Source organism: Pseudomonas sp. p50(2008) (assembly GCF_015351605.1).
Taxonomy (GTDB): domain Bacteria; phylum Pseudomonadota; class Gammaproteobacteria; order Pseudomonadales; family Pseudomonadaceae; genus Aquipseudomonas.
Genome location: NZ_JACMYF010000015.1, coordinates 59226 through 77035, shown reverse-complemented (window position 1 = coordinate 77035; position 17810 = coordinate 59226). Strand labels below are relative to the sequence as shown.

Annotated in this window: 16 protein-coding genes and 1 tRNA gene; 5 read left to right on the top strand and 12 right to left on the bottom strand. The window is 59.5% G+C overall.

Going from position 1 to position 17810, the window contains the following annotated elements:
- On the top strand, window positions 1–284 hold a 284-nt coding region (locus tag H7698_RS29950; RefSeq protein ID WP_194693811.1), incomplete at its 5' end, for an acyl-CoA dehydrogenase C-terminal domain-containing protein.
- A 228-nt stretch (window positions 285–512) separates the two neighbouring features.
- On the opposite strand, the gene H7698_RS29945 is transcribed toward H7698_RS29950, so the two are convergent.
- Window positions 513–1442, bottom strand: a complete 930-nt coding sequence (locus H7698_RS29945; protein ID WP_194693810.1) for a LysR family transcriptional regulator — start codon at window positions 1440–1442, stop codon at window positions 513–515.
- A gap of 169 nt (window positions 1443–1611) precedes the next feature.
- On the opposite strand from H7698_RS29945, the gene H7698_RS29940 reads away from it, so the two are divergent.
- Window positions 1612–2895, top strand: coding sequence for an aspartate aminotransferase family protein (locus H7698_RS29940; RefSeq protein WP_194693809.1), 1284 nt, complete (start codon window positions 1612–1614; stop codon window positions 2893–2895).
- 248 nt (window positions 2896–3143) lie between these two features.
- A complete protein-coding gene (locus H7698_RS29935; protein WP_003228885.1) occupies window positions 3144–3302 on the top strand; it encodes a YqaE/Pmp3 family membrane protein in 159 nt (52 codons plus the stop codon).
- A 97-nt stretch (window positions 3303–3399) separates the two neighbouring features.
- Here H7698_RS29935 and H7698_RS29930 read toward each other — a convergent pair whose 3' ends face one another.
- The 10 genes from H7698_RS29930 to H7698_RS29885 all read right to left on the bottom strand — a co-directional run bounded on the left by H7698_RS29930 (window position 3400) and on the right by H7698_RS29885 (window position 14347).
- On the bottom strand, window positions 3400–5226 hold the full coding sequence (locus H7698_RS29930; protein WP_194693808.1) for a S9 family peptidase: 1827 nt from the start codon (window positions 5224–5226) through the stop codon (window positions 3400–3402).
- Entirely contained in the window at window positions 5192–6334 is a 1143-nt protein-coding gene (pqqE, locus tag H7698_RS29925) for a pyrroloquinoline quinone biosynthesis protein PqqE (RefSeq protein ID WP_162436297.1), read from the bottom strand. Before pqqE ends, H7698_RS29930 begins: the two co-directional genes overlap by 35 nt.
- Before the next feature lie 4 nt (window positions 6335–6338).
- Window positions 6339–6614: a pyrroloquinoline quinone biosynthesis peptide chaperone PqqD gene (gene pqqD / locus H7698_RS29920; RefSeq protein ID WP_162436243.1), complete on the bottom strand. Its 276-nt coding sequence runs from the start codon at window positions 6612–6614 to the stop codon at window positions 6339–6341.
- Window positions 6611–7363 (bottom strand): pyrroloquinoline-quinone synthase PqqC, encoded by a 753-nt coding sequence (gene pqqC, locus H7698_RS29915; protein WP_194693807.1) that lies wholly within the window; start codon window positions 7361–7363, stop codon window positions 6611–6613. Before pqqC ends, pqqD begins: the two co-directional genes overlap by 4 nt.
- A gap of 146 nt (window positions 7364–7509) precedes the next feature.
- Window positions 7510–8421, bottom strand: a complete 912-nt coding sequence (gene pqqB / locus H7698_RS29910; protein ID WP_162436245.1) for a pyrroloquinoline quinone biosynthesis protein PqqB — start codon at window positions 8419–8421, stop codon at window positions 7510–7512.
- Window positions 8422–8492: 71 nt separating this feature from the next.
- Window positions 8493–8567: a pyrroloquinoline quinone precursor peptide PqqA gene (gene pqqA, locus H7698_RS29905; RefSeq protein WP_009045898.1), complete on the bottom strand. Its 75-nt coding sequence runs from the start codon at window positions 8565–8567 to the stop codon at window positions 8493–8495.
- 155 nt (window positions 8568–8722) lie between these two features.
- Window positions 8723–11149 carry a pyrroloquinoline quinone biosynthesis protein PqqF gene (gene pqqF / locus H7698_RS29900; protein ID WP_194693806.1) on the bottom strand — a complete coding sequence of 809 codons (2427 nt, stop codon included), beginning with the start codon at window positions 11147–11149 and terminating at the stop codon, window positions 8723–8725.
- A gap of 48 nt (window positions 11150–11197) precedes the next feature.
- Window positions 11198–11992 carry a carbon-nitrogen hydrolase family protein gene (locus tag H7698_RS29895; protein WP_194693805.1) on the bottom strand — a complete coding sequence of 265 codons (795 nt, stop codon included), beginning with the start codon at window positions 11990–11992 and terminating at the stop codon, window positions 11198–11200.
- Window positions 11993–12004: 12 nt separating this feature from the next.
- A complete protein-coding gene (locus H7698_RS29890) occupies window positions 12005–13687 on the bottom strand; it encodes a flavin monoamine oxidase family protein (protein WP_162436248.1) in 1683 nt (560 codons plus the stop codon).
- Between the two features lie 198 nt (window positions 13688–13885).
- Complete coding sequence (locus tag H7698_RS29885; protein ID WP_162436249.1) at window positions 13886–14347, bottom strand: Lrp/AsnC family transcriptional regulator; 462 nt, start codon at window positions 14345–14347, stop codon at window positions 13886–13888.
- Window positions 14348–14522: 175 nt separating this feature from the next.
- Here H7698_RS29885 and H7698_RS29880 point away from each other — a divergent pair, with 175 nt between their 5' ends.
- Together H7698_RS29880 and H7698_RS29875 are read left to right on the top strand one after the other, a co-directional pair.
- Window positions 14523–16877, top strand: a complete 2355-nt coding sequence (locus tag H7698_RS29880) for a glucose/quinate/shikimate family membrane-bound PQQ-dependent dehydrogenase (RefSeq protein WP_194693804.1) — start codon at window positions 14523–14525, stop codon at window positions 16875–16877.
- 113 nt (window positions 16878–16990) lie between these two features.
- Window positions 16991–17671, top strand: coding sequence for a peptidase M41 (locus H7698_RS29875; RefSeq protein ID WP_194693803.1), 681 nt, complete (start codon window positions 16991–16993; stop codon window positions 17669–17671).
- Window positions 17672–17728: 57 nt separating this feature from the next.
- On the opposite strand, the gene H7698_RS29870 is transcribed toward H7698_RS29875, so the two are convergent.
- Window positions 17729–17805: transfer RNA gene (locus H7698_RS29870), tRNA-Ile, on the bottom strand.
- Window positions 17806–17810 lie beyond the last annotated feature (5 nt).

Genomic DNA, 17810 nt, shown 5'->3' with positions numbered 1-17810 from the left:
AGCTGACCGCCTGGTTGCTGGATCGGGCGAAAAACAACCCGAATGAAATCGGTGCCGCCTCGGTCGAGTACCTGCAAGTCTTCGGCTACGTGGCTTACGCCTACATGTGGGCACTGATGGCCAAGGCGGCGTTCGGCAAGGAGGCGCAGGAGGATTTCTACGCGAGCAAACTGGGCACGGCACGGTTCTATTTCGCGCGTCTGCTGCCGCGGATTCACTCGTTGAGCGCGTCGGTGAAGGCGGGCAGTGAATCGCTGTTCCTGCTGGATGCAGCACAGTTCTAAAAATGTAACGTCATGTAAGCATTCTCTTACATGACGTGCTGCCTTTCTGCCCTATGCGAAAATTGGATCCAGAGCTAATCTACTTCACATGGACGTAGCGCAGGAAGCGCACTAGCAACAACATGGACACGTAGGATTCTGCCAGGATGGCGGAGCGAAATGGATGTCAGGGAAACAGTCTGCAAAGCCCCGCTTCGGCGGGGTTTTCTTTTGCCCGCAGAAAAGTGCTCAGCCGAGCCCGTCGATGTTGACCGGGTTGTTCAAGCGGTCAAGCGGCCCGTTGATGACTTCTTCCAACAGGGTGCGCAATAAAGCCAGTGAGGCTTGTTGGCGCTGCACATCCCGGCACACCAGCCCGACTTTCAACGGCACTCGCGGTTCGGTCAAAGGTTTCCACAGCAGTTCGTCGCTGCCGAGTGCCTTCTGCGAGCGCCCCGGAAGGACCGTCGCCAGTCGGGTATTCGGCAGACTGTCGAGAATCCCTGCCATATTGTTCAATTCCGCCTGCACCTGCGGTCGCCGTCCCAGGCTGGCCAATTGCGTCTGCCAGATCTGCCGGACTTGAAACTCTTCTCCCAGCAGCAACATCGGCAACTCGGCCGCCTGGCTCATCGAGACTTTCTTGAATTCCCGCAACGGGTGATCCGCCGGGATGACCAGCGTCAGCTCATCTTCGTACAGCATCACACCGTGCAACCCCGGCTGGCGTGGCGGCAGGTAGCTGATGCCGATGTCCAATGAGCCGTTGAGCAACCGACGCTCGATCTCCAGTCCCGTTAACTCATAGATCTGCACGACAAGATACGGCTGCGCCTTGCGTACCCGTTCGAGCATCTGCGGTACCAGGCTGGTGTGCACGGTTTGCAAGACGCCGATGGCCAGTGTTCGAAGCGCCTGCCCCTTGAAATTACCCAGTGCTTCGCGTGCGCGTTGCAAGCCATCGAGCAAGGGCAGTGCGTGGTTGTATAGCGTATGGGCCGCCAGCGTGGGCAGCAGCCGTTTGCTGCTGCGTTCGAACAGGCTGACATCGAGGTTTTGTTCGAGGTGGCGGATCTGCTGGGACAGGGCGGGCTGGGAGATGGACAGTCGCTCGGCCGCACGGCCCACATGGCCTTCTTCGTAGACCGCGACGAAATATCGCAGTTGCTTGAAATCCATAAGTAACTCTTATCGAAAATGCTGGTAAATCGAAATGGCTCAGGGCCGCGCCTGAGCATAGTCTAACCGCATTCAAAAGGCTTACAGGGCCATAAACCGAGATGAATACCGTTGACGTCGATGGCATTTGCATAGGCAAGGCAAAAAACCTCGAACGAGGTTTGATCGGATGAATCTGTTCAATTTGCGTCGTAGTCCACCCAGTATCGATGACCTTGTGGAAGGCAGTTTTCAGGCTTGCAGCGACAATAAGCCCTCCAGCGATTGCCTGATGCCTAGCGTTGAGCGACCTGCGCAAGTATTTGTGCGCGGTCAGGGCTCGTGGCTGTGGGACAGCGATGACCGTGCCTATCTGGACTTCTCCCAGGGCGGCGGCGCCAACAGCCTTGGGCACAGTCCTACGGTGTTGGTCAACGCGATCACCGAGCAGGCGCAATCGCTGATTAACGTCGGTTTCGGTTTACAGCATCGCGGCATGCTCAATTTCGCCAATCGGCTGTGCAAGAGCACCGACAGTGATCAGGCGTACCTGCTCAACAGCGGTAGCGAAGCCTGTGAAGCGGCGATCAAATTGGCGCGTAAATGGGGTCAGCGATATCGCGGCGGCGCTTCAAGGATCATCGTTGCAAACAACGCGTGCCATGGACGGAGTCTTGCCACGATTTCGGCGTCGGACAGTACAACGCTGACTAATCGATTCGAGCCGCTGTTGCCCGGTTTCAGTCGTGTGCCGTTCAATGACCTGCCGGCCCTGCATGCGGCTGTTGATGCCCAGACCGTGGCGATCATGCTCGAGCCGATTCAAAGCGATGCCGGGGTTATCCCGGCCACCGAGCGTTACCTTAAAGACGTCCAGCAGTTGTGCCGCGAGCTCGGCATCCTGTTGATCTTCGACGAAGTGCAAACCGGTATCGGCCGCTGCGGCGCCTTGCTTGCTGAACAGTCCTACGGCGTGCGGGCAGATATCGTGGTGCTGGGGAAAGGACTGGGTGGCGGCGTTCCCTTGGCGGCGTTGCTGGCACGTGGGAAGGCCTGTTGTTTCGACATCGGCGAACTGACCGGGACCCACCATGGCAACGCGTTGATGACCTCGGCTGGCCTGGCTGTGCTCGACAGCGTGCAGGACAAAGGCTTTCTCGATCATGTCGACGAAACCGGTCAGCACCTGCGTGAAGGTCTGGCGCGTCTGGCCCATCGCTACGGTCACGGCGAACTGCGCGGGCGAGGGTTGCTATGGGGGTTGACCCTGTCCGACGACTCGGCTGATGCGGTAGTCAAGGCGGCTTTGCACGAGGGCTTGCTGCTAAATGCCCCACAGCCTGATTGCCTGCGCTTTACCCCGGCACTCACCGTCAGCACATCCAACATCGACGAAATGCTCCTGCGCCTGGCCCGCGCTTTCTCTCGCGTGCGCACCGCGCAACTGCAATGTCGCAAAGGGATTGCCGTCTGATCGGACTCGCCCTACACGAATTCCCGAACCGTCTCGCGGTATAACGCATCGCCCCACGCCTGATTCTTTTGGCGTGGGGCGTTTTTTTTAACGATGAAGCAATAGAAGGCGGTGAAAGAGCTGCTAAACATCGTTCAAAAACACGGTCTGGAAATACTGGCCTGAAGATCCGTACTGAACCCTGACCAACGGCGCGTGTCGATTAGCTGTGTGGCTCACACGAGCCGATTTCAATCAGGAGCTGACCCATGGACTTCATTCGAATCATCATTGCAATTCTGTTGCCGCCACTGGGTGTTTTCCTGCAGGTGGGTTTCGGCGGGGCGTTCTGGCTGAACATTCTGCTGACGTTGTGCGGATACATTCCGGGGATCGTGCATGCGGTGTACATCATCGCCAAACGCTGAAAACTGTAGCGTTCGTTAGATCGCTTTGCGAGCAGGCTCGCTCCCACAGGGTGCGAGCCGGTCGACCTGTGGGAGCTGGCCTGCCAGCGATGCGGTATCAGCTGTCGAGCGCCATGATCCTTCGATAAAACAACCATTCCTGCTCCAGCGCATGTGCCTGATTGCCTGCCTTGCGAAAGCCATGGCGTTCGTCGGCGTAGTAATGCGCTTCCACCAGAATACCGTTGTCTTGCAGCGCCTTGACCATGTCACGGGTCTGCTGCGGCACCACCACGGCATCCAGTTCACCCTGAAAGAAAATCATCGGGACCCGGATGTTGCTCGCATGTAGCAACGGTGTTCGCGCCTTGTACCGCCCGGCATCCTTCTCGGGATCGCCGATCAGCCAGTCCAGATAATCACCTTCGAACTTGTGGGTCGCGCGGCTGAGTGCAACCGGGTCGCTGACGCCATAAAGACTGGCGCCGGCGCGGAACACGTTGTGAAAGGCCAAGGCACAAAGGGTGGTGTAACCGCCGGCACTTCCGCCACGAATGAACGCCTGGTCGCCGTCGATCATCCCCCGGTCCGCCAGGTAGGCGACCACCGCGCAGGCGTCCTCGACATCTACCGCGCCCCAGCTCAAATGCAAAGCCTGGCGATACGCCCGGCCATAGCCACTGCTGCCGCGATAGTTAAGGTCAGCCACGGCAAAGCCGCGTTGCGCCCAGTACTGAATGCGTGGATCGAGCATCGGGTAGCAAGCGGAGGTCGGCCCGCCATGGATAAACACCACCAGCGGCGGTTTCGCCTCACCGGTCATCGCCGGATAAAAGAAGCCATGGGCCTCGCCTGAGCCACTGGGGTAGCACAGCGTATGTGGAACGCTGATGTGTTCGGCGGGCAACGGTGTGACGCCGCCCGCCAGTACCTTCACCTGGCGGGTGCCGCGATCGATCGCGATAATGGCCGATGAACTGACCGGTGATGCAGCGATGCAGTAGATAAATTGCTCATCGATCGCCAAATGACGGAAGCGGCTGTAAGGGCCCGTGAAGTCTTCACTGACGTCAGCGACCAGGCCCAGTTTGCCGAATCCATCTTCGGTCCAGCTGGCCAGGTAGCTGTCTTCACTGAACGCAAGCCAGGTGCAGCCGCCGAGTTGCCAAGGGGCGGGTCCGTGGTCGGCTTCTGCACTGGGCAGCGGACTCAAACCTTCTGCAGATTCCACCCAGGGCTGCCAGAAGCCGGCGCGATCCGTCAGGCAATACAGTCGGCCACTGCGATCGAACCTGGGTTGTTGCAGCGATTCTTGAACGTTGTCGCCGGCCACGCAACGCGGCAGGGAAAAGCCGCCATCGTCGAGGCGATCGGCGACCATCAGGCGAGTGGCGGTCCACGGCTGATCCGGTCGGCTCCATTCGATCCAGGCCAAGCGTTGCGAGTCGGGACTCAATGTCGGCGCCGCATAAAAATCAGCCCCTTCGACCAGCAGATGACGCGTGCCGTTAACGACATCGATAGCCACCAGGCGATGCTGGTCACGGTTCTCCTCGACGGCCATGACCTGTCCGTTGGCGAACTGCAAATCGCCATAACGGCACTCGCCGCGAGTCAGCCCTTCGGGCGTCCCGCCCGTAAGCGGCTGTCGATACAGCTGCTGGTCGGCTTCGTTGACGAACACAACCCCGTCATCGGTCAGACAAAACGCGCCGCCGCCATATTCATACACCCGACTGCGCACGCTGAAACCTGGTGGCGTCAGGCAATGCGCCTGACCCTTATGCCAATGCCAGATTCGGCAAGCGGCGTCTTCGGGTCGGTATTCGTTCCAGAACAGGCCATGCCGGCCGACCTGCAATTCGGCAAAGTCGACACCGGCAGCGACGGCTTTGGCGGCGCTGAAGGGCTCAGCTTTTAGCGATGAGGCGTGAGTTTCGTTCATTGCGAAAGGCCAGTTGTTCGATGGTCTGAGTCGCGTGCTCGGCTTCTTCGCGGGCCTTGAGAATCACGCCGTGATGTTGCGATTTACTGCACACCGGGTCAGCGTTGCTGGCGTCACCGGTGAGCATGAAGGCCTGGCAGCGGCAGCCGCCGAAGTCTTTTTCCTTCTCGTCGCAAGAGCGGCACGGCTCGGGCATCCAGTCGTAGCCGCGAAAGCGGTTGAAGCCAAACGAGTCGTACCAGATGTGCTGCATGCTGTGGTCGCGCACGTTGGGAAACTGCACCGGCATCTGTCGGGCACCATGACAGGGCAAGGCGGTTCCGTCCGGCGTGACGGTCAGAAAAATACTGCCCCAGCCATTCATGCAGGCTTTTGGGCGCTCTTCATAATAATCCGGCGTGACGAAAATCAGTTTGCACGGATGCCCTTCGGCTTCGAGCCTGGCGCGGTATTCGTTGGTGACGCGTTCGGCGCGCACCAGTTGTTCTTTGGTCGGCAGCAAACCGACCCGGTTGAGCTGCGCCCAGCCGTAAAACTGACACGTCGCGAGCTCGACGAAATCGGCCTCAAGGGCGATGCACAGCTCAATGATCCGGTCGATCTTGTCGATGTTGTGCCGGTGGGTGACGAAGTTCAGCACCATCGGGTAACCATGGGCCTTCACTGCTCGAGCCATTTCCAGCTTCTGGGCGAACGCTTTTTTCGAGCCCGCGAGCAAGTTGTTCACTTGCTCGTCACTGGCCTGGAAACTGATCTGGATGTGGTCCAGACCCGCTTTCTTGAAATCGCTGATTTTCTGTTCGGTCAGGCCGATGCCCGAGGTGATCAGGTTGGTGTAGAAACCCAACTTGCGCGCTTCGGCGATCAACTCGGCAAGGTCCTGGCGCACCAGCGGTTCTCCGCCGGAAAAGCCCAGTTGAGCCGCGCCCATTTCCCGTGCTTCGCGAAACACCTTGATCCACTGCTCGGTGCTCAACTCTTTACCCTGCTCGGCGAAATCCAGCGGGTTGGAGCAGTAGGGGCATTGCAGCGGGCAACGGTAGGTCAGCTCGGCCAGCAGCCACAGAGGCAAGCCGATTTCAGGTTTGGGCGGCAACGTGCCTGACACAGTGTCAGGCAAGTTCGATCCAGTGCTCAGCACGGGCGACCTCCATGAATTGCTCGATGTCTTCACCGAGCTCGGGCACGCCGGGAAACTTCGCATCAAGTTCGGCGATGATCGCCGCAACGTCGCGCTCGCCATCGATCAAACCGCCGATCAATGCAGCGCTTTCGTTGAGTTTGATCATGCCTTCAGGGTAGAGCAGCACATGGCCTTTTTGTGCCGGTTCGTACTGATAACGGTAGCCAGTACGCCAGGTCGGGGTCTTGCTGCGATCGAAACTCATAAGGTGATTCCTTTATGCCAGACCCGCTGTTCAGTCACGCTGTGATAAGGCGGGCGGTTCAGTTCGTAGGCCATGCTCATGGCATCGAGCATGCTCCAAAGAATGTCCAGTTTGAACTGGAGAATTTCCAGCATGCGCTCCTGGCCTTCACGCGTCGTGTAGTGCTGCAAGGTGATCGCCAGTCCGTGTTCGACATCGCGCCGTGCCTGGCCCAGGCGGGTACGGAAGTATTCGTAGCCGGTCGGGTCAATCCACGGGTAGTGCTGCGGCCAGCTGTCGAGACGTGACTGGTGGATTTGCGGCGCGAACAGTTCGGTCAACGAGCTGCTGGCGGCTTCCTGCCAACTGGCCCGACGGGCGAAGTTGACATAGGCGTCCACGGCGAAACGCACGCCGGGCAGCACCAGTTCCTGAGAGCGCAGTTGATCCGGATCGAGCCCGACTGCCTGGCCCAGACGCAGCCAGGCTTCGATGCCACCGTCTTCGCCGGGAGCGCCGTCATGATCGAGCAGGCGTTGAATCCACTCGCGGCGAATCTCGCGATCCGGGCAGTTGGCGAGTATTGCGGCGTCCTTCAGGGGGATGTTCACCTGATAGTAGAAGCGGTTCGCGACCCAACCCTGGATCTGCTCGCGGGTCGCCCGGCCTTCATACATCGCCACGTGATAGGGGTGATAGATGTGGTAGTAGGCGCCTTTGGCGCGCAGCGCGGCTTCGAATTCGGCGGGGGACATCGGGGTGTCAGTCATTTCGGTTCTCCGGGGCATAAACCGGTGGGTTCTTTGGCGTCTGGACCGGCCTCATCGCTGGCAAGCCAGCTCCCACAGGGGTTATTTGCTTTGTGTTGCAACATAAAACCTGTGGGAGCGTGGCTTGCCCGCGATGGGGTCATTCGCTACAACACAATACTCATGCCGTCATACGCCACTTCAACATCGCGTCGCACCAGCTCCGCTCGCTCGGGTGAATCCTCATCGAGAATCGGGTTGGTGTTGTTGATGTGGATAAGTACTTTGCGCGGCAGTGGCAATTGCTCGAGAACTTCGAGCATGCCGCCGGGGCCGTTCTGCGCCAGGTGACCCATTTCCCGACCGGTGCGCGTACCGACGCCGCGGCGCTGCATCTCGTCGTCATCCCACATCGTGCCATCCACCAGCAGGCAATCGCTGCCCGCCATGATCTCCAGCAGTGGCGCGTCGACTTTCCCCAGGCCCGGTGCGTAGAACAGCTTGCCGCCGGTGTTCACGTCTTCGACGATCAGGCCAATATTGTCGCCTGGGTGCGGGTCAAAGCGGTGCGGCGAATAGGGGGGCGCGGCGCTACGCAGGGGCAGCGGAGTAAAGCGAAGATTGGGGCAGGCAGGGACGGTGAAGCTCTGGTCCAGTTCGATACGGTTCCAGCTCAATCCGCCGTTCCAGTGGGTCAACATGGTGAACAGCGGAAAACCGGTGCTCAGGTCTTCGTGGACCATGTCCGTGCACCACACCTGGTGCGGGCATCCTTCACGCAAACTGAGCAGGCCCGTGGTGTGGTCGATCTGGCTGTCCATCAGGATGATCGCGCTGATACCGGTATCGCGCAGGGCGCGGCCCGGTTGCATCGGGGCAAAGCTCTGGAGCTGGGCGCGGATGTCCGGAGAGGCGTTGCACAGAACCCAGTTCACACCGTCATCGGAAATCGCGATGGACGATTGGGTGCGCGCTGTTGCCCGCAGGCTGCCGTCGCGAAAGCCTGCGCAGTTCACGCAGTTGCAGTTCCACTGGGGGAAACCACCGCCAGCGGCGGAACCTAGAATCTGGACAAACATGGTCGCTCCATCATTTCGAATCTGAAAATAAAAACGCCCCGGTGAACCGAGGCGTTGAACCGCGAGAGATCTTAGCGGCTTGCGAAGTACATGGTGACTTCAAAGCCGATACGCAGATCGGTGTAAGCAGGTTTGGACCAGGACATGGGAGTGCTCCTTCAGGTGGTGGGACGGTTGAGATCTATACATATAGTCCACCTCCACGCGGAGATGTTCAGATAGTTAGGTGGCTATGTTACTCAAAATTACAGAGTCCTTGCCCGTGAAACTTTGAGAAAGCTAATTGCGCCACCGGTAAAGATCATTTTGCCACTTGCCAGGGTGAGCCAGGGCTTGCCCCGCTGGCCAGACAGCGCCAACCGCCGTCGGCGTGAATCAGTCGTGTTGCAGCGGCCAGTAAAGCCTGCCGGTCGATCATCAGAATGGCACGGGGCAGACGCTCCAGATAATCCGACGAGTGGCCGGCCAGCTTTGCTTGCCAGAGCAGTTCGGCCGCCTGGGTGTCGGGAAGCGTGGCGCTGTCGAATTGATCGGCCAAGGATTGGCGCTGTGCGACGAAGGTGGTTTCGTCGATGCGTTCGATCATGCCCGGCAAGTCGACCAGGAATGTTTTCACGTGCTCCAGCAGCGCTACCGGAGCCACTGTCGGCGACTGCACACCGAACAGAATTCCCGTCTGCCCGTGGACCTGACGCAGGGCGCTGAACACCGCATAACCCAGTTGCAGCTCTACACGCAGGCGCTGATAAAACGGCGTCTGGCATATATGCGCGAGCAAACGCCAGGCTGCTTCATCAGTGATGTCCAGGGTCGCCGTGGGACAGAAAAGCAGTAACGCATGCTCATTGGACTGTGTATCGATGGCGGTCCACAGGTGCTGAGCGTGGATCGAGGGCGCGGGCGTCGATTGATTGTCCGCAGCGCCCGGCACCCGGCTCAAGGCAAAGCCCATCGCCGCTTGTGTTTGCGCGGACAGACCAGTCGCGAGTCCATCCCAGCGCGCTCCTAACCAGAGTTGCTGCAGGTCGTCCGAGTCAGCGGTGCGCTCAAGGCAGTGGCCCGGCAGCGCTTGAAGCAGCTGCCGAATCGGAATCAGTGCCACCTTCTGCGGTGCTGGCAGCGGGGCGTCCGCATCGGATTTTGTCAGCTCTTTCAGCGCATGTTCGAGGATGGTCGGCATCGGTTCTTGCAGGCCGGTCATCTTCAGTAACCATTGATTGCCTGATGCGCTGAAGGAGAAGTCGATACCGGCCTGACGCGCGTCTTCGCGTAATGGCTGAAGACGGGTTTCCAGGTTCGCTTGCAGGTTGCTGTGAGGGCTGGCCGCCAGTTGCCAGCGTAGGTACACCGCGCCTTCATCGGTGTGATCCGGCAATGCCTGACTGAATTGCATTGGCGAATGTTCACGACGGGTGCGCGAGCGATCCTGAGCAAAAGTGCGCAAACCTCGGTGTTTGCTGGTCTGGCCACGAATCAGGCCGGCGTTCGGTGCTGGCGCCTCGCTGCGCAGAAACGGGTTGAGTGCTGGCAGCTGCCATTGGCCGCTGAAGTTATCCACAGCGCCCATTTGTTTGAGGATTTCTCGAAGTGCAATAACGCCCTGGTCGGATAACCCGGTTTCCTGCTGTGTGACATCAAGTTGAGCCAATTTCAACGCGCCAGCTACCTGCTGCTCACGGTGCAGGAGGGCGCTGTATTCTTCGCGCAACCCGATCCAGGGTTGGTGGCTGGCAAAAAATCCCAGCCAATCCAGAAGTGGTTCGCGCAGTGTCTTCTGCGATTGAGTGGTCGCGAATTCGATGTCCAGCAGGGCCTGGCCGCCAAACCGATACAGCGGCGTGGCGTTCATATGCTCCGCTAACCCGCGAGCCTGCAGCTCGGTCAGCAGGCCGCCGGGTTTTGCCGCGTTGAGCCAATGACACAGAAAGGCCAGCGCTTGGGACGACGAATCCGCAAGAGCTTCGAAGGCAAACAGCAGATCGAGTCGATGGTCAGCAGCCTGTTGATAACTTTTGCCTAAAGCATCCATCAGCGCAGGGGGTGTTTGTTGCGGGACTGTTGCACCCGCTGCAATGGCGCTGCCGAAGGTCTCGGCCAACGCTCGCAGTTCATCGATACGGTGTGGCCCGACCAGACTCAGCGTCATCTGTCCGGTTTGATAAAAGTGCTGATGAAAGTCGCGTAACGCCTGCTGGAACTCAGGTTGCGAGACGGGCAGGCTGTCGCGGTTGCCCGCATGAAAGCCACGCAGTGGATGAGTCGCCGAGAGTCCGTCGAACAGCGCGCGCTCCTGTTGAGCCGCCGCGTCCTGAGACCAGGCAACACACTCCGCCTCCAGTACTTCCCGTTCCCGCAACTGATCGTCCAGGTTCATGCACGGGTGAGCGAGCATGTCCGACAGACGCTCCAGCCCACCGGCAAATGCCTGCGGCGGCAGTTCGAAGAAGAAGTCAGTGGTGCGTTCGCTGGTCCGCGCATTGACCTGGCCGCCGTGACCCTGCACGTAGGCCATCAGCCCTTGGCTCGCAGGGAAACGCGCGGTACCGAGAAACAGCAGGTGTTCAAGAAAGTGCGCCAGCCCCGGCCATGCCAATGGCACGTCGTGACTGCCTGCAGCAACCCGCAACGCAGCGGCGCAACGCTTCAAGTGTGGCGCATGACGCAGCGTCACCCGTAGGCCATTGGCCAGGGTTTCAGTGTGGGGGCGGGAGGGATTCAACGCAGGCATGAGCACTTCCAGAACAGAGAAGCGCTAATGCTAGCGGATAACGGTGGATCAGCGCTTGTTCAGCTCGCCGTAAAGCTCAGGGCGACGATCGATAAGGTAGTGATACGCGGTCCGCGAGTCGACCATCAACTGACGATCCAGCTCGCCGACAATCAGCGCTTCATCGAGACCGGCCTGGGCAATGCGGCTGCCATCCGGCGCGGCGATGCTGCTCTGGCCGCAGTAGTGAATCTCGCCTTCGTGCCCGCAGTAGTTGGCGTAGGCCACATAGCATTGGTTTTCGAAGGCCCGGGCGCGGACGGTGACGTCAGCGATAAAATCGAACGGCACCATGTTCGCCGTCGGCACCAGAATCAGCTCGGCACCCGCCAGGGCAAGGCGACGAGCATTCTCCGGAAACTCCAGGTCGTAACAGATCAGGAAACCGAGCTTCCAGCCGTTAAGTTCGACCAGCGGCAACTCGTCACCGCCGGCGCTGAACATGGAGTGATCAAGATCGCCGAAGAGGTGAGTCTTGCGGTAATTGCACAGGCGCTCACCGTTGGCATCGATCAGTTGCACCGAGTTGTAGATCTGACCGTCCTCGGTGCGCTCGGGGTAGCCATACAAAATGGCGATCCCGGCTGTCTTGGCAATGCGCGCGATCTGCTGCGCCGATTCACCGTTGTGCACTTCGGCCAGTACGCTGACGGCATCGACGCCGATGTTGTAACCGGTCAGGAACATCTCCGGCAGCACCAGCAAGTCTGCACCCTTGGCCTCCAGCGCGAGCTGATGCAGGCGATGCAGATTGCCGGCAACATCAAGGGGCAGCGGCGGACATTGGTAAAGGGCTACGCGCATTTGGAACTCCTTTTACTCGGGCAAGGCGATCGGACCGATCTCGTTGAACACATCTCCTGGACCCGGGTTCTCGGCGTGAGTTTCACCGCCGAAGTGCTTCATGATGCCCCAGACCGCGTTAAGGGAGGTCTGCACCGCGCCTTCGACCCATGCTGGCGTCCATGAAACATCGTCGCCGGCGATGAAGATCCCGCGCTGTTCGGCGGGCATGTCCTGCTGCATGAAATGTGCGTACATGCGCTGGTTGTAGCGGTAGTGGCCGGGCAGGGCGCCTTTGAAAGCGCCGAGGAAATGCGGATCGGACTCCCATGACACGGTGATGGGGTCGCCGATGATCCGCGCAGCAATGTCGACTTTCGGGTAGATCTTCTTCAAGGCGTCCAGCGCCAGTTTCACGCGCTTTTCGACCGGGTGCGGGAGCATCTTCAGCGCGTCGCTCATCCACGAATAAGACAGGCAGATCACACCGGGCTTGTCGTCGCCATTGTCGAAGAGGTAAGTGCCGCGGGTCAGGCGATCGGTGAGGGTCATGCTCATCAGGTCGCGGCCGGTTTCCGGGTCCTTGTCCTTCCAGAATGGTCGGTCGACCATCACGAATGTTTTCGAGGACTGCATGTAACGGGTGCGGTCCAGGGCCATCCACATCTTTTGCGAAAACAGGGTTTCGTCGCATTCGATCTGGGTGGTCAGCAGCCAGCTCTGGCAGGTTGTCAAAACAGCCGCGTATTCACGGGTGTCGCCGTAGTTGTCGGTGACGGTAAAACGTCCGTCCGGCGCATGGGCAATTTTTTTCACGCCAGAGCGCGGTGCACCGCTGTGCAGCGAACTGAGGCTCGTGCCTTGCGGCCAGTGCACGCAACGTTCCGGCACATGGCGCCAGATGCCGAGGGGGACTTGTTCCACGCCGCCGACGACCAGGTGCTGATGGTCATCGCAGTTGGTCATCACCACGCGGAAGATTTCCAGCATCGAGTTAGGGAAGTCGGAGTCCCAGCCACCCGTGCCGAAACCTACCTGGCCAAACACTTCGCGGTGGTGGAACGACAACTTGGCGAAGGCTTTGGAGGTGGCGACGAAGTCGTAGAAAGTGCGGTCGTCCCACAGTGGAACCAAGGTGTTCCATAGCTCTTTGAGGCGCGGCACGTCGCGGTCGCGGATGGCTTGCTGGATATCGGAGAACTGCGAACCGGCTTCGAGTGCATCCGCCCAGGCGTCTGCGACTTCCTGGAACAGCGCCGGGAGGTCCGCCAGCTTCTCTGCGTAATGGGTTTTACCTTCCAGGTCGATGACGGTGCTGCCCGAAGCTGGCGTCAGCGGGTTCGGGAAAGGTTTGGTTTCCAGACCGAGCTTGTCGACGTAGTGGTAAAACGCGGTGGATGACACCGGAAAACGCATGCCGCCGAGTTCGGCGACGATGCCTTCAGCGCCGTTGAATGCCTGGGAACGCAGGCGTCCGCCCATTTTCGAGGCTTCGTAAACGACGGGCTTGAGGCCCAGTTTCATCAATTCATAGGCTGCCACCAAGCCCGCGATACCGGCACCGACAATCGCGACTTCTGCACCGTGATTGTGTGCGGGAATGCTACCCAGGCCAGCCGGGTGCTCGATCCAGTCGTCGAAGCCGAAAGGAAAGTCAGGACCAAAGATGGTGACTGGTTTTTTACCGTCTGCAGGATGGCGATTATTCTTGTTCATGGCTGACCTTGCTGGCGACCCGACGCGTTAGGCGCATCTGAGTATAGGAAAAGATGGCAGCCATTCTAGAGAGCGTAGAACACGTTAATAAGACGCAAAGTGTCGTCGTTTTGCCTATCTACTGATCAAAATGACGACCTGTCGATGCATACTGTCCACTGTGGGGGCGAGCAGGCTCGTTTCCACAAGGAATCGTGTTTAAACCGGTTGCCCCCGGTCAATCTTGCTACTGAGGATGATCGACGTCGTGGTCTTCTCCACGCCGTCCACACTCCCGATCTGATCCAGCAACTGGTCCAGCTGCTCGGGCGATTCAGTGCGCAGCCACGCCACGTAATCAAACTCACCACTCACTGCACACAATTGCTGAACCTGCGCCATCGCACTGAGGCGTCTCAGCACTTCTTTGCCCGAGCGCGGCTGCACGGTGATCCCGACATACGCCTGCAATCCGCCATCCACTACTCGCTGACCCAGTCGCACGCCGTAACCGGTGATGACTTTTGCTTTTTCCAGTCGGGCAAGTCGCGAAGTCACTGTGGTGCGGGCGATGCCCAGTTGGCGAGCGAGCATGGCCACACTTTCGCGGGCATTGATCTGCAAGGCGGCGATCAGTTGGCGATCGATTTCGTCAAGAACGGGTGGGCGAATGTCAGGCAAGGGGCGTCTCCAGCGGCACAGATCAGTGGATTGGCATGTTACAGGCACCGCTCGCACAACGGATGCCTGATCCGTATTCAGTACCGTTCAGGACATTTTCAGCTGCGACAATTTGCCATAAGTAACTAGGTAGTACATCATTTCTCAATTGTCACACTTGGGGAAAATGACTGACATGAATAATTCTGGGGCTGCCGGCGGCAGCCAATGGTTGCTGCGGGGGCTGGGTGTCCTGATTGCCTTGATCGGGCTCGGCCTTGCCGGTGGTGGTGCTTACCTGATCTCACTGGGCGGAAGCTGGTACTTCCTGCTGATGGGGTTGGCGATGCTGGTTTCCGGGCTGATGATCGCTCGCCTTAAACCGCAAGGGGCGTGGCTGTATGGCCTGGCGCTGATCCTGACCGCGCTTTGGGCCGTGTGGGACACCGGTTTCGAGTACTGGCCGCTGGTCTCGCGCGTGCTGACATTTGCCGTGATCGGACTGGTTGTCGCCCTGATCTATCCCACGCTGGTGCGGGCTTCCGGCGCAGCGGCGGGGCGTGGCGCTTATGGCCTGGCAGGCATTCTGGGCGTCGGCGTGGTTGCAACACTGGCCTATATGTTCGTGCCAACTCACGTGGTCAAGGCCACGAGTGAACCATCGGTGACACCGGTGACACCGGGTACCGAGCAGAAGGACTGGGCTCATTGGGGCAATACGACGGCGGGCAACCGCTTCGCTGCACTGGACCAGATCAACAAGGGCAATATCGGCAAGCTGCAGGTGGCCTGGACTTTCCGCACCGGTGACCTGCCGCAAAGCACCGGCGCAGGCGCGGAAGACCAGAACACGCCGCTGCAGATCGGCGACACCCTCTACACCTGCACGGCGTACGGCAAAGTCTTCGCACTCGACGCTGACACGGGTGCACAGCGCTGGAAGTTCGATCCGCAAGGCACTGCGCCGAACTGGCAACGCTGCCGAGGCCTGGGATATTCAGAAACCCCTGCGGCCCCGGACAATCAGCCAGCGGCCTGTACGAAACGTCTGTTTCTACCGACCGGTGATGCGCGTCTTATTGCAATCAATGCCGAGACCGGCAAACCGTGTGAAGAGTTTGGCATCAAGGGAACGGTCGATCTCACAACCGACATGGGCGAAGTAAAACCGGGCTACTACCAGCAAACCTCGACACCTTTGGTGGCCGGTGATGTGGTGATTGTCGGTGGTCGCGTGGCGGACAACTATTCCACCGGCGAGCCGCCAGGGGTGGTTCGTGCGTATGACGTGCGCAGTGGCGAGCTGGTGTGGGCGTGGGATCCGGGTAACCCGAACACGACCAAACGCCCTCCAGCGGGGGAGACTTATACCCGCGGCACCCCGAACGTCTGGTCGGCGATGTCCTACGACGCCAAGCTGGGTCTGGTTTACTTGCCGACCGGCAATGCCACTCCGGACTTCTTCGGCGGTCAGCGCACCGAATTCGATGACAAGTGGAACTCGTCCATCGTCGCTATCGACGTGAAAACTGGCCAAGTGCGCTGGCACTTCCAGACCACTCACCACGACTTGTGGGACTTCGACCTGCCTGCGCAACCGTTGCTGTACGACGTGCCGGATGACAAGGGCGTCATGCAGCCTGCGTTGGCACAGGTCACCAAGCAGGGCGAGATCTTCCTGCTCAACCGTGCAACCGGCGTGCCGATCGCCCGTGTTGAAGAGCGTCCGGTGCCGCAAGGTAACGTGCCCGGTGAGCGTTATTCGCCGACCCAGCCGTTCTCGGTCGATATGCCGTCGATTGGTAATCAGAAACTGACCGAATCGGACATGTGGGGCGCCACGCCGTTCGACCAGTTGATGTGCCGGATTCAGTTCAAGGGCATGCGCCACGAGGGCGTGTATACCCCGCCTGGCCTTGATCGTGCGTTGCAATTCCCGGGATCCTTGGGCGGCATGAACTGGGGCAGTGTGTCGGTGGACCCGAACACCCATTACATGTTCGTCAACGACATGCGCCTGGGTCTGGCCAACTACATGATCCCCCGCGACAAGATCGCTGCGGGTGCCAGTGGTATCGAAATGGGCGTGGTACCGCAGGAAGGCACGCCGTTTGGGGCGATGCGCGAACGTTTCCTTTCGGCGGCCGGCATTCCTTGCCAGAAACCACCGTTCGGCACGATGTCCGCCATCGACCTCAAGACCCACAAGCTGGTCTGGCAAGTGCCGGTTGGCACCGTTCAGGACACCGGCCCGCTGGGGATTCGCATGCACTTGCCGATCCCGATCGGCATGCCGACCCTTGGCGCGTCGCTGGCCACCCAGTCCGGTTTGCTGTTCTTCGCGGGAACCCAGGATTTTTACCTGCGTGCTTTCGATACCGGCAACGGCAACGAGATCTGGAAAACCCGTTTGCCGGTTGGCAGCCAGTCCGGGCCGATGACGTATGTTTCGCCGAAGACCGGGAAGCAGTACATCTTGCTCACCGTGGGTGGCGCGCGTCAGTCGCCGGATCGGGGGGACTATGTGATTGCGTATGCGTTGCCTGAGTAAAGGTTGAATCGCAGACACGAAAAGCCGCGCCATTGCGCGGCTTTTTGCTGGGCGAAAAAGAGGGTGTAAAAATCGACTAGGATTGAGGCAGGCGAAGGTGCGAGGTGAAGGGCATGACAACAACGCTACCTACCGCAGTACGCGACCGTGCGTTGCAAGTTGCCCAACACGAAATGGGACACTACGTCGTGGCCCGCGCGCTGGGATTTGAAACGGGCGGTGTGACCCTGATGGTGACGAGAGACTTGAGGCATAAAGGTGGCGCTTCCATTGGCTTGGTGCGGCCAATTGCGTCGATGGACGCCATGAAGGAACATTTGGGCGCCCGGATGATGGTTCTCCTGGCTGGCGCGATGGCGCAAACACTGCCTTCAAAACCTTCAGCCGCCAAGCGCGTCGATAAGCCCAAAGCCACAGCCATCCTTAAAGGTGAGCAGGGTGCTGAGCAGGATTACGCAAAAATCAGGGAGCTTCAGCATCTGCTGCGCAACATCGCCTACCCGCAAACCATTCCTGCGTCGGGCGAGCGCATAGAGGCGCAGCTTAAAGCGATGACTGATCGGCTGTGGTTTCGGACTCAGGAAATCATCGAAGATCAGGCCGATACGATATCGGAACTGGCAGTGACGCTGGTGGACGCGATGACTCTGGTGGAGCAATGGGGGCGAGCGGCGGATACGTATGAGGTTGTGTACACCGGGCCGATGCTGGAGCGGCTGCGCGCGGTGCAAGCCATCCCTTCGTCCAGTGTTTGGACTGACAGTTGCCGTGATGTTGTTCAGCGCTGCAAATAACAAACACAACCAAACGTCAGACACGAAAAAGCCGCGCAATTGCGCGGCTTTTTTGTTTGGTGGGCCCACACGGACTTGAACCGTGGACCAAAGGATTATGAGTCCTCTGCTCTAACCAACTGAGCTATAGGCCCTCAGT

Excerpts from the sequence above, each read along its gene's own strand:
- H7698_RS29945 (WP_194693810.1), bottom strand. The coding sequence starts at position 1,442 with ATGGATTTCAAGCAACTGCGATATTTCGTCGCGGTCTACGAAGAAGGC.
- H7698_RS29940 (WP_194693809.1), top strand. The coding sequence starts at position 1,612 with ATGAATCTGTTCAATTTGCGTCGTAGTCCACCCAGTATCGATGACCTT.
- H7698_RS29935 (WP_003228885.1), top strand. The coding sequence starts at position 3,144 with ATGGACTTCATTCGAATCATCATTGCAATTCTGTTGCCGCCACTGGGT.
- H7698_RS29930 (WP_194693808.1), bottom strand. The coding sequence starts at position 5,226 with ATGAACGAAACTCACGCCTCATCGCTAAAAGCTGAGCCCTTCAGCGCC.
- pqqD (WP_162436243.1), bottom strand. The coding sequence starts at position 6,614 with ATGAGTTTCGATCGCAGCAAGACCCCGACCTGGCGTACTGGCTACCGT.
- pqqC (WP_194693807.1), bottom strand. The coding sequence starts at position 7,363 with ATGACTGACACCCCGATGTCCCCCGCCGAATTCGAAGCCGCGCTGCGC.
- pqqB (WP_162436245.1), bottom strand. The coding sequence starts at position 8,421 with ATGTTTGTCCAGATTCTAGGTTCCGCCGCTGGCGGTGGTTTCCCCCAG.
- pqqF (WP_194693806.1), bottom strand. The coding sequence starts at position 11,149 with ATGCCTGCGTTGAATCCCTCCCGCCCCCACACTGAAACCCTGGCCAAT.
- H7698_RS29895 (WP_194693805.1), bottom strand. The coding sequence starts at position 11,992 with ATGCGCGTAGCCCTTTACCAATGTCCGCCGCTGCCCCTTGATGTTGCC.
- H7698_RS29890 (WP_162436248.1), bottom strand. The coding sequence starts at position 13,687 with ATGAACAAGAATAATCGCCATCCTGCAGACGGTAAAAAACCAGTCACC.
- H7698_RS29880 (WP_194693804.1), top strand. The coding sequence starts at position 14,523 with ATGAATAATTCTGGGGCTGCCGGCGGCAGCCAATGGTTGCTGCGGGGG.
- H7698_RS29875 (WP_194693803.1), top strand. The coding sequence starts at position 16,991 with ATGACAACAACGCTACCTACCGCAGTACGCGACCGTGCGTTGCAAGTT.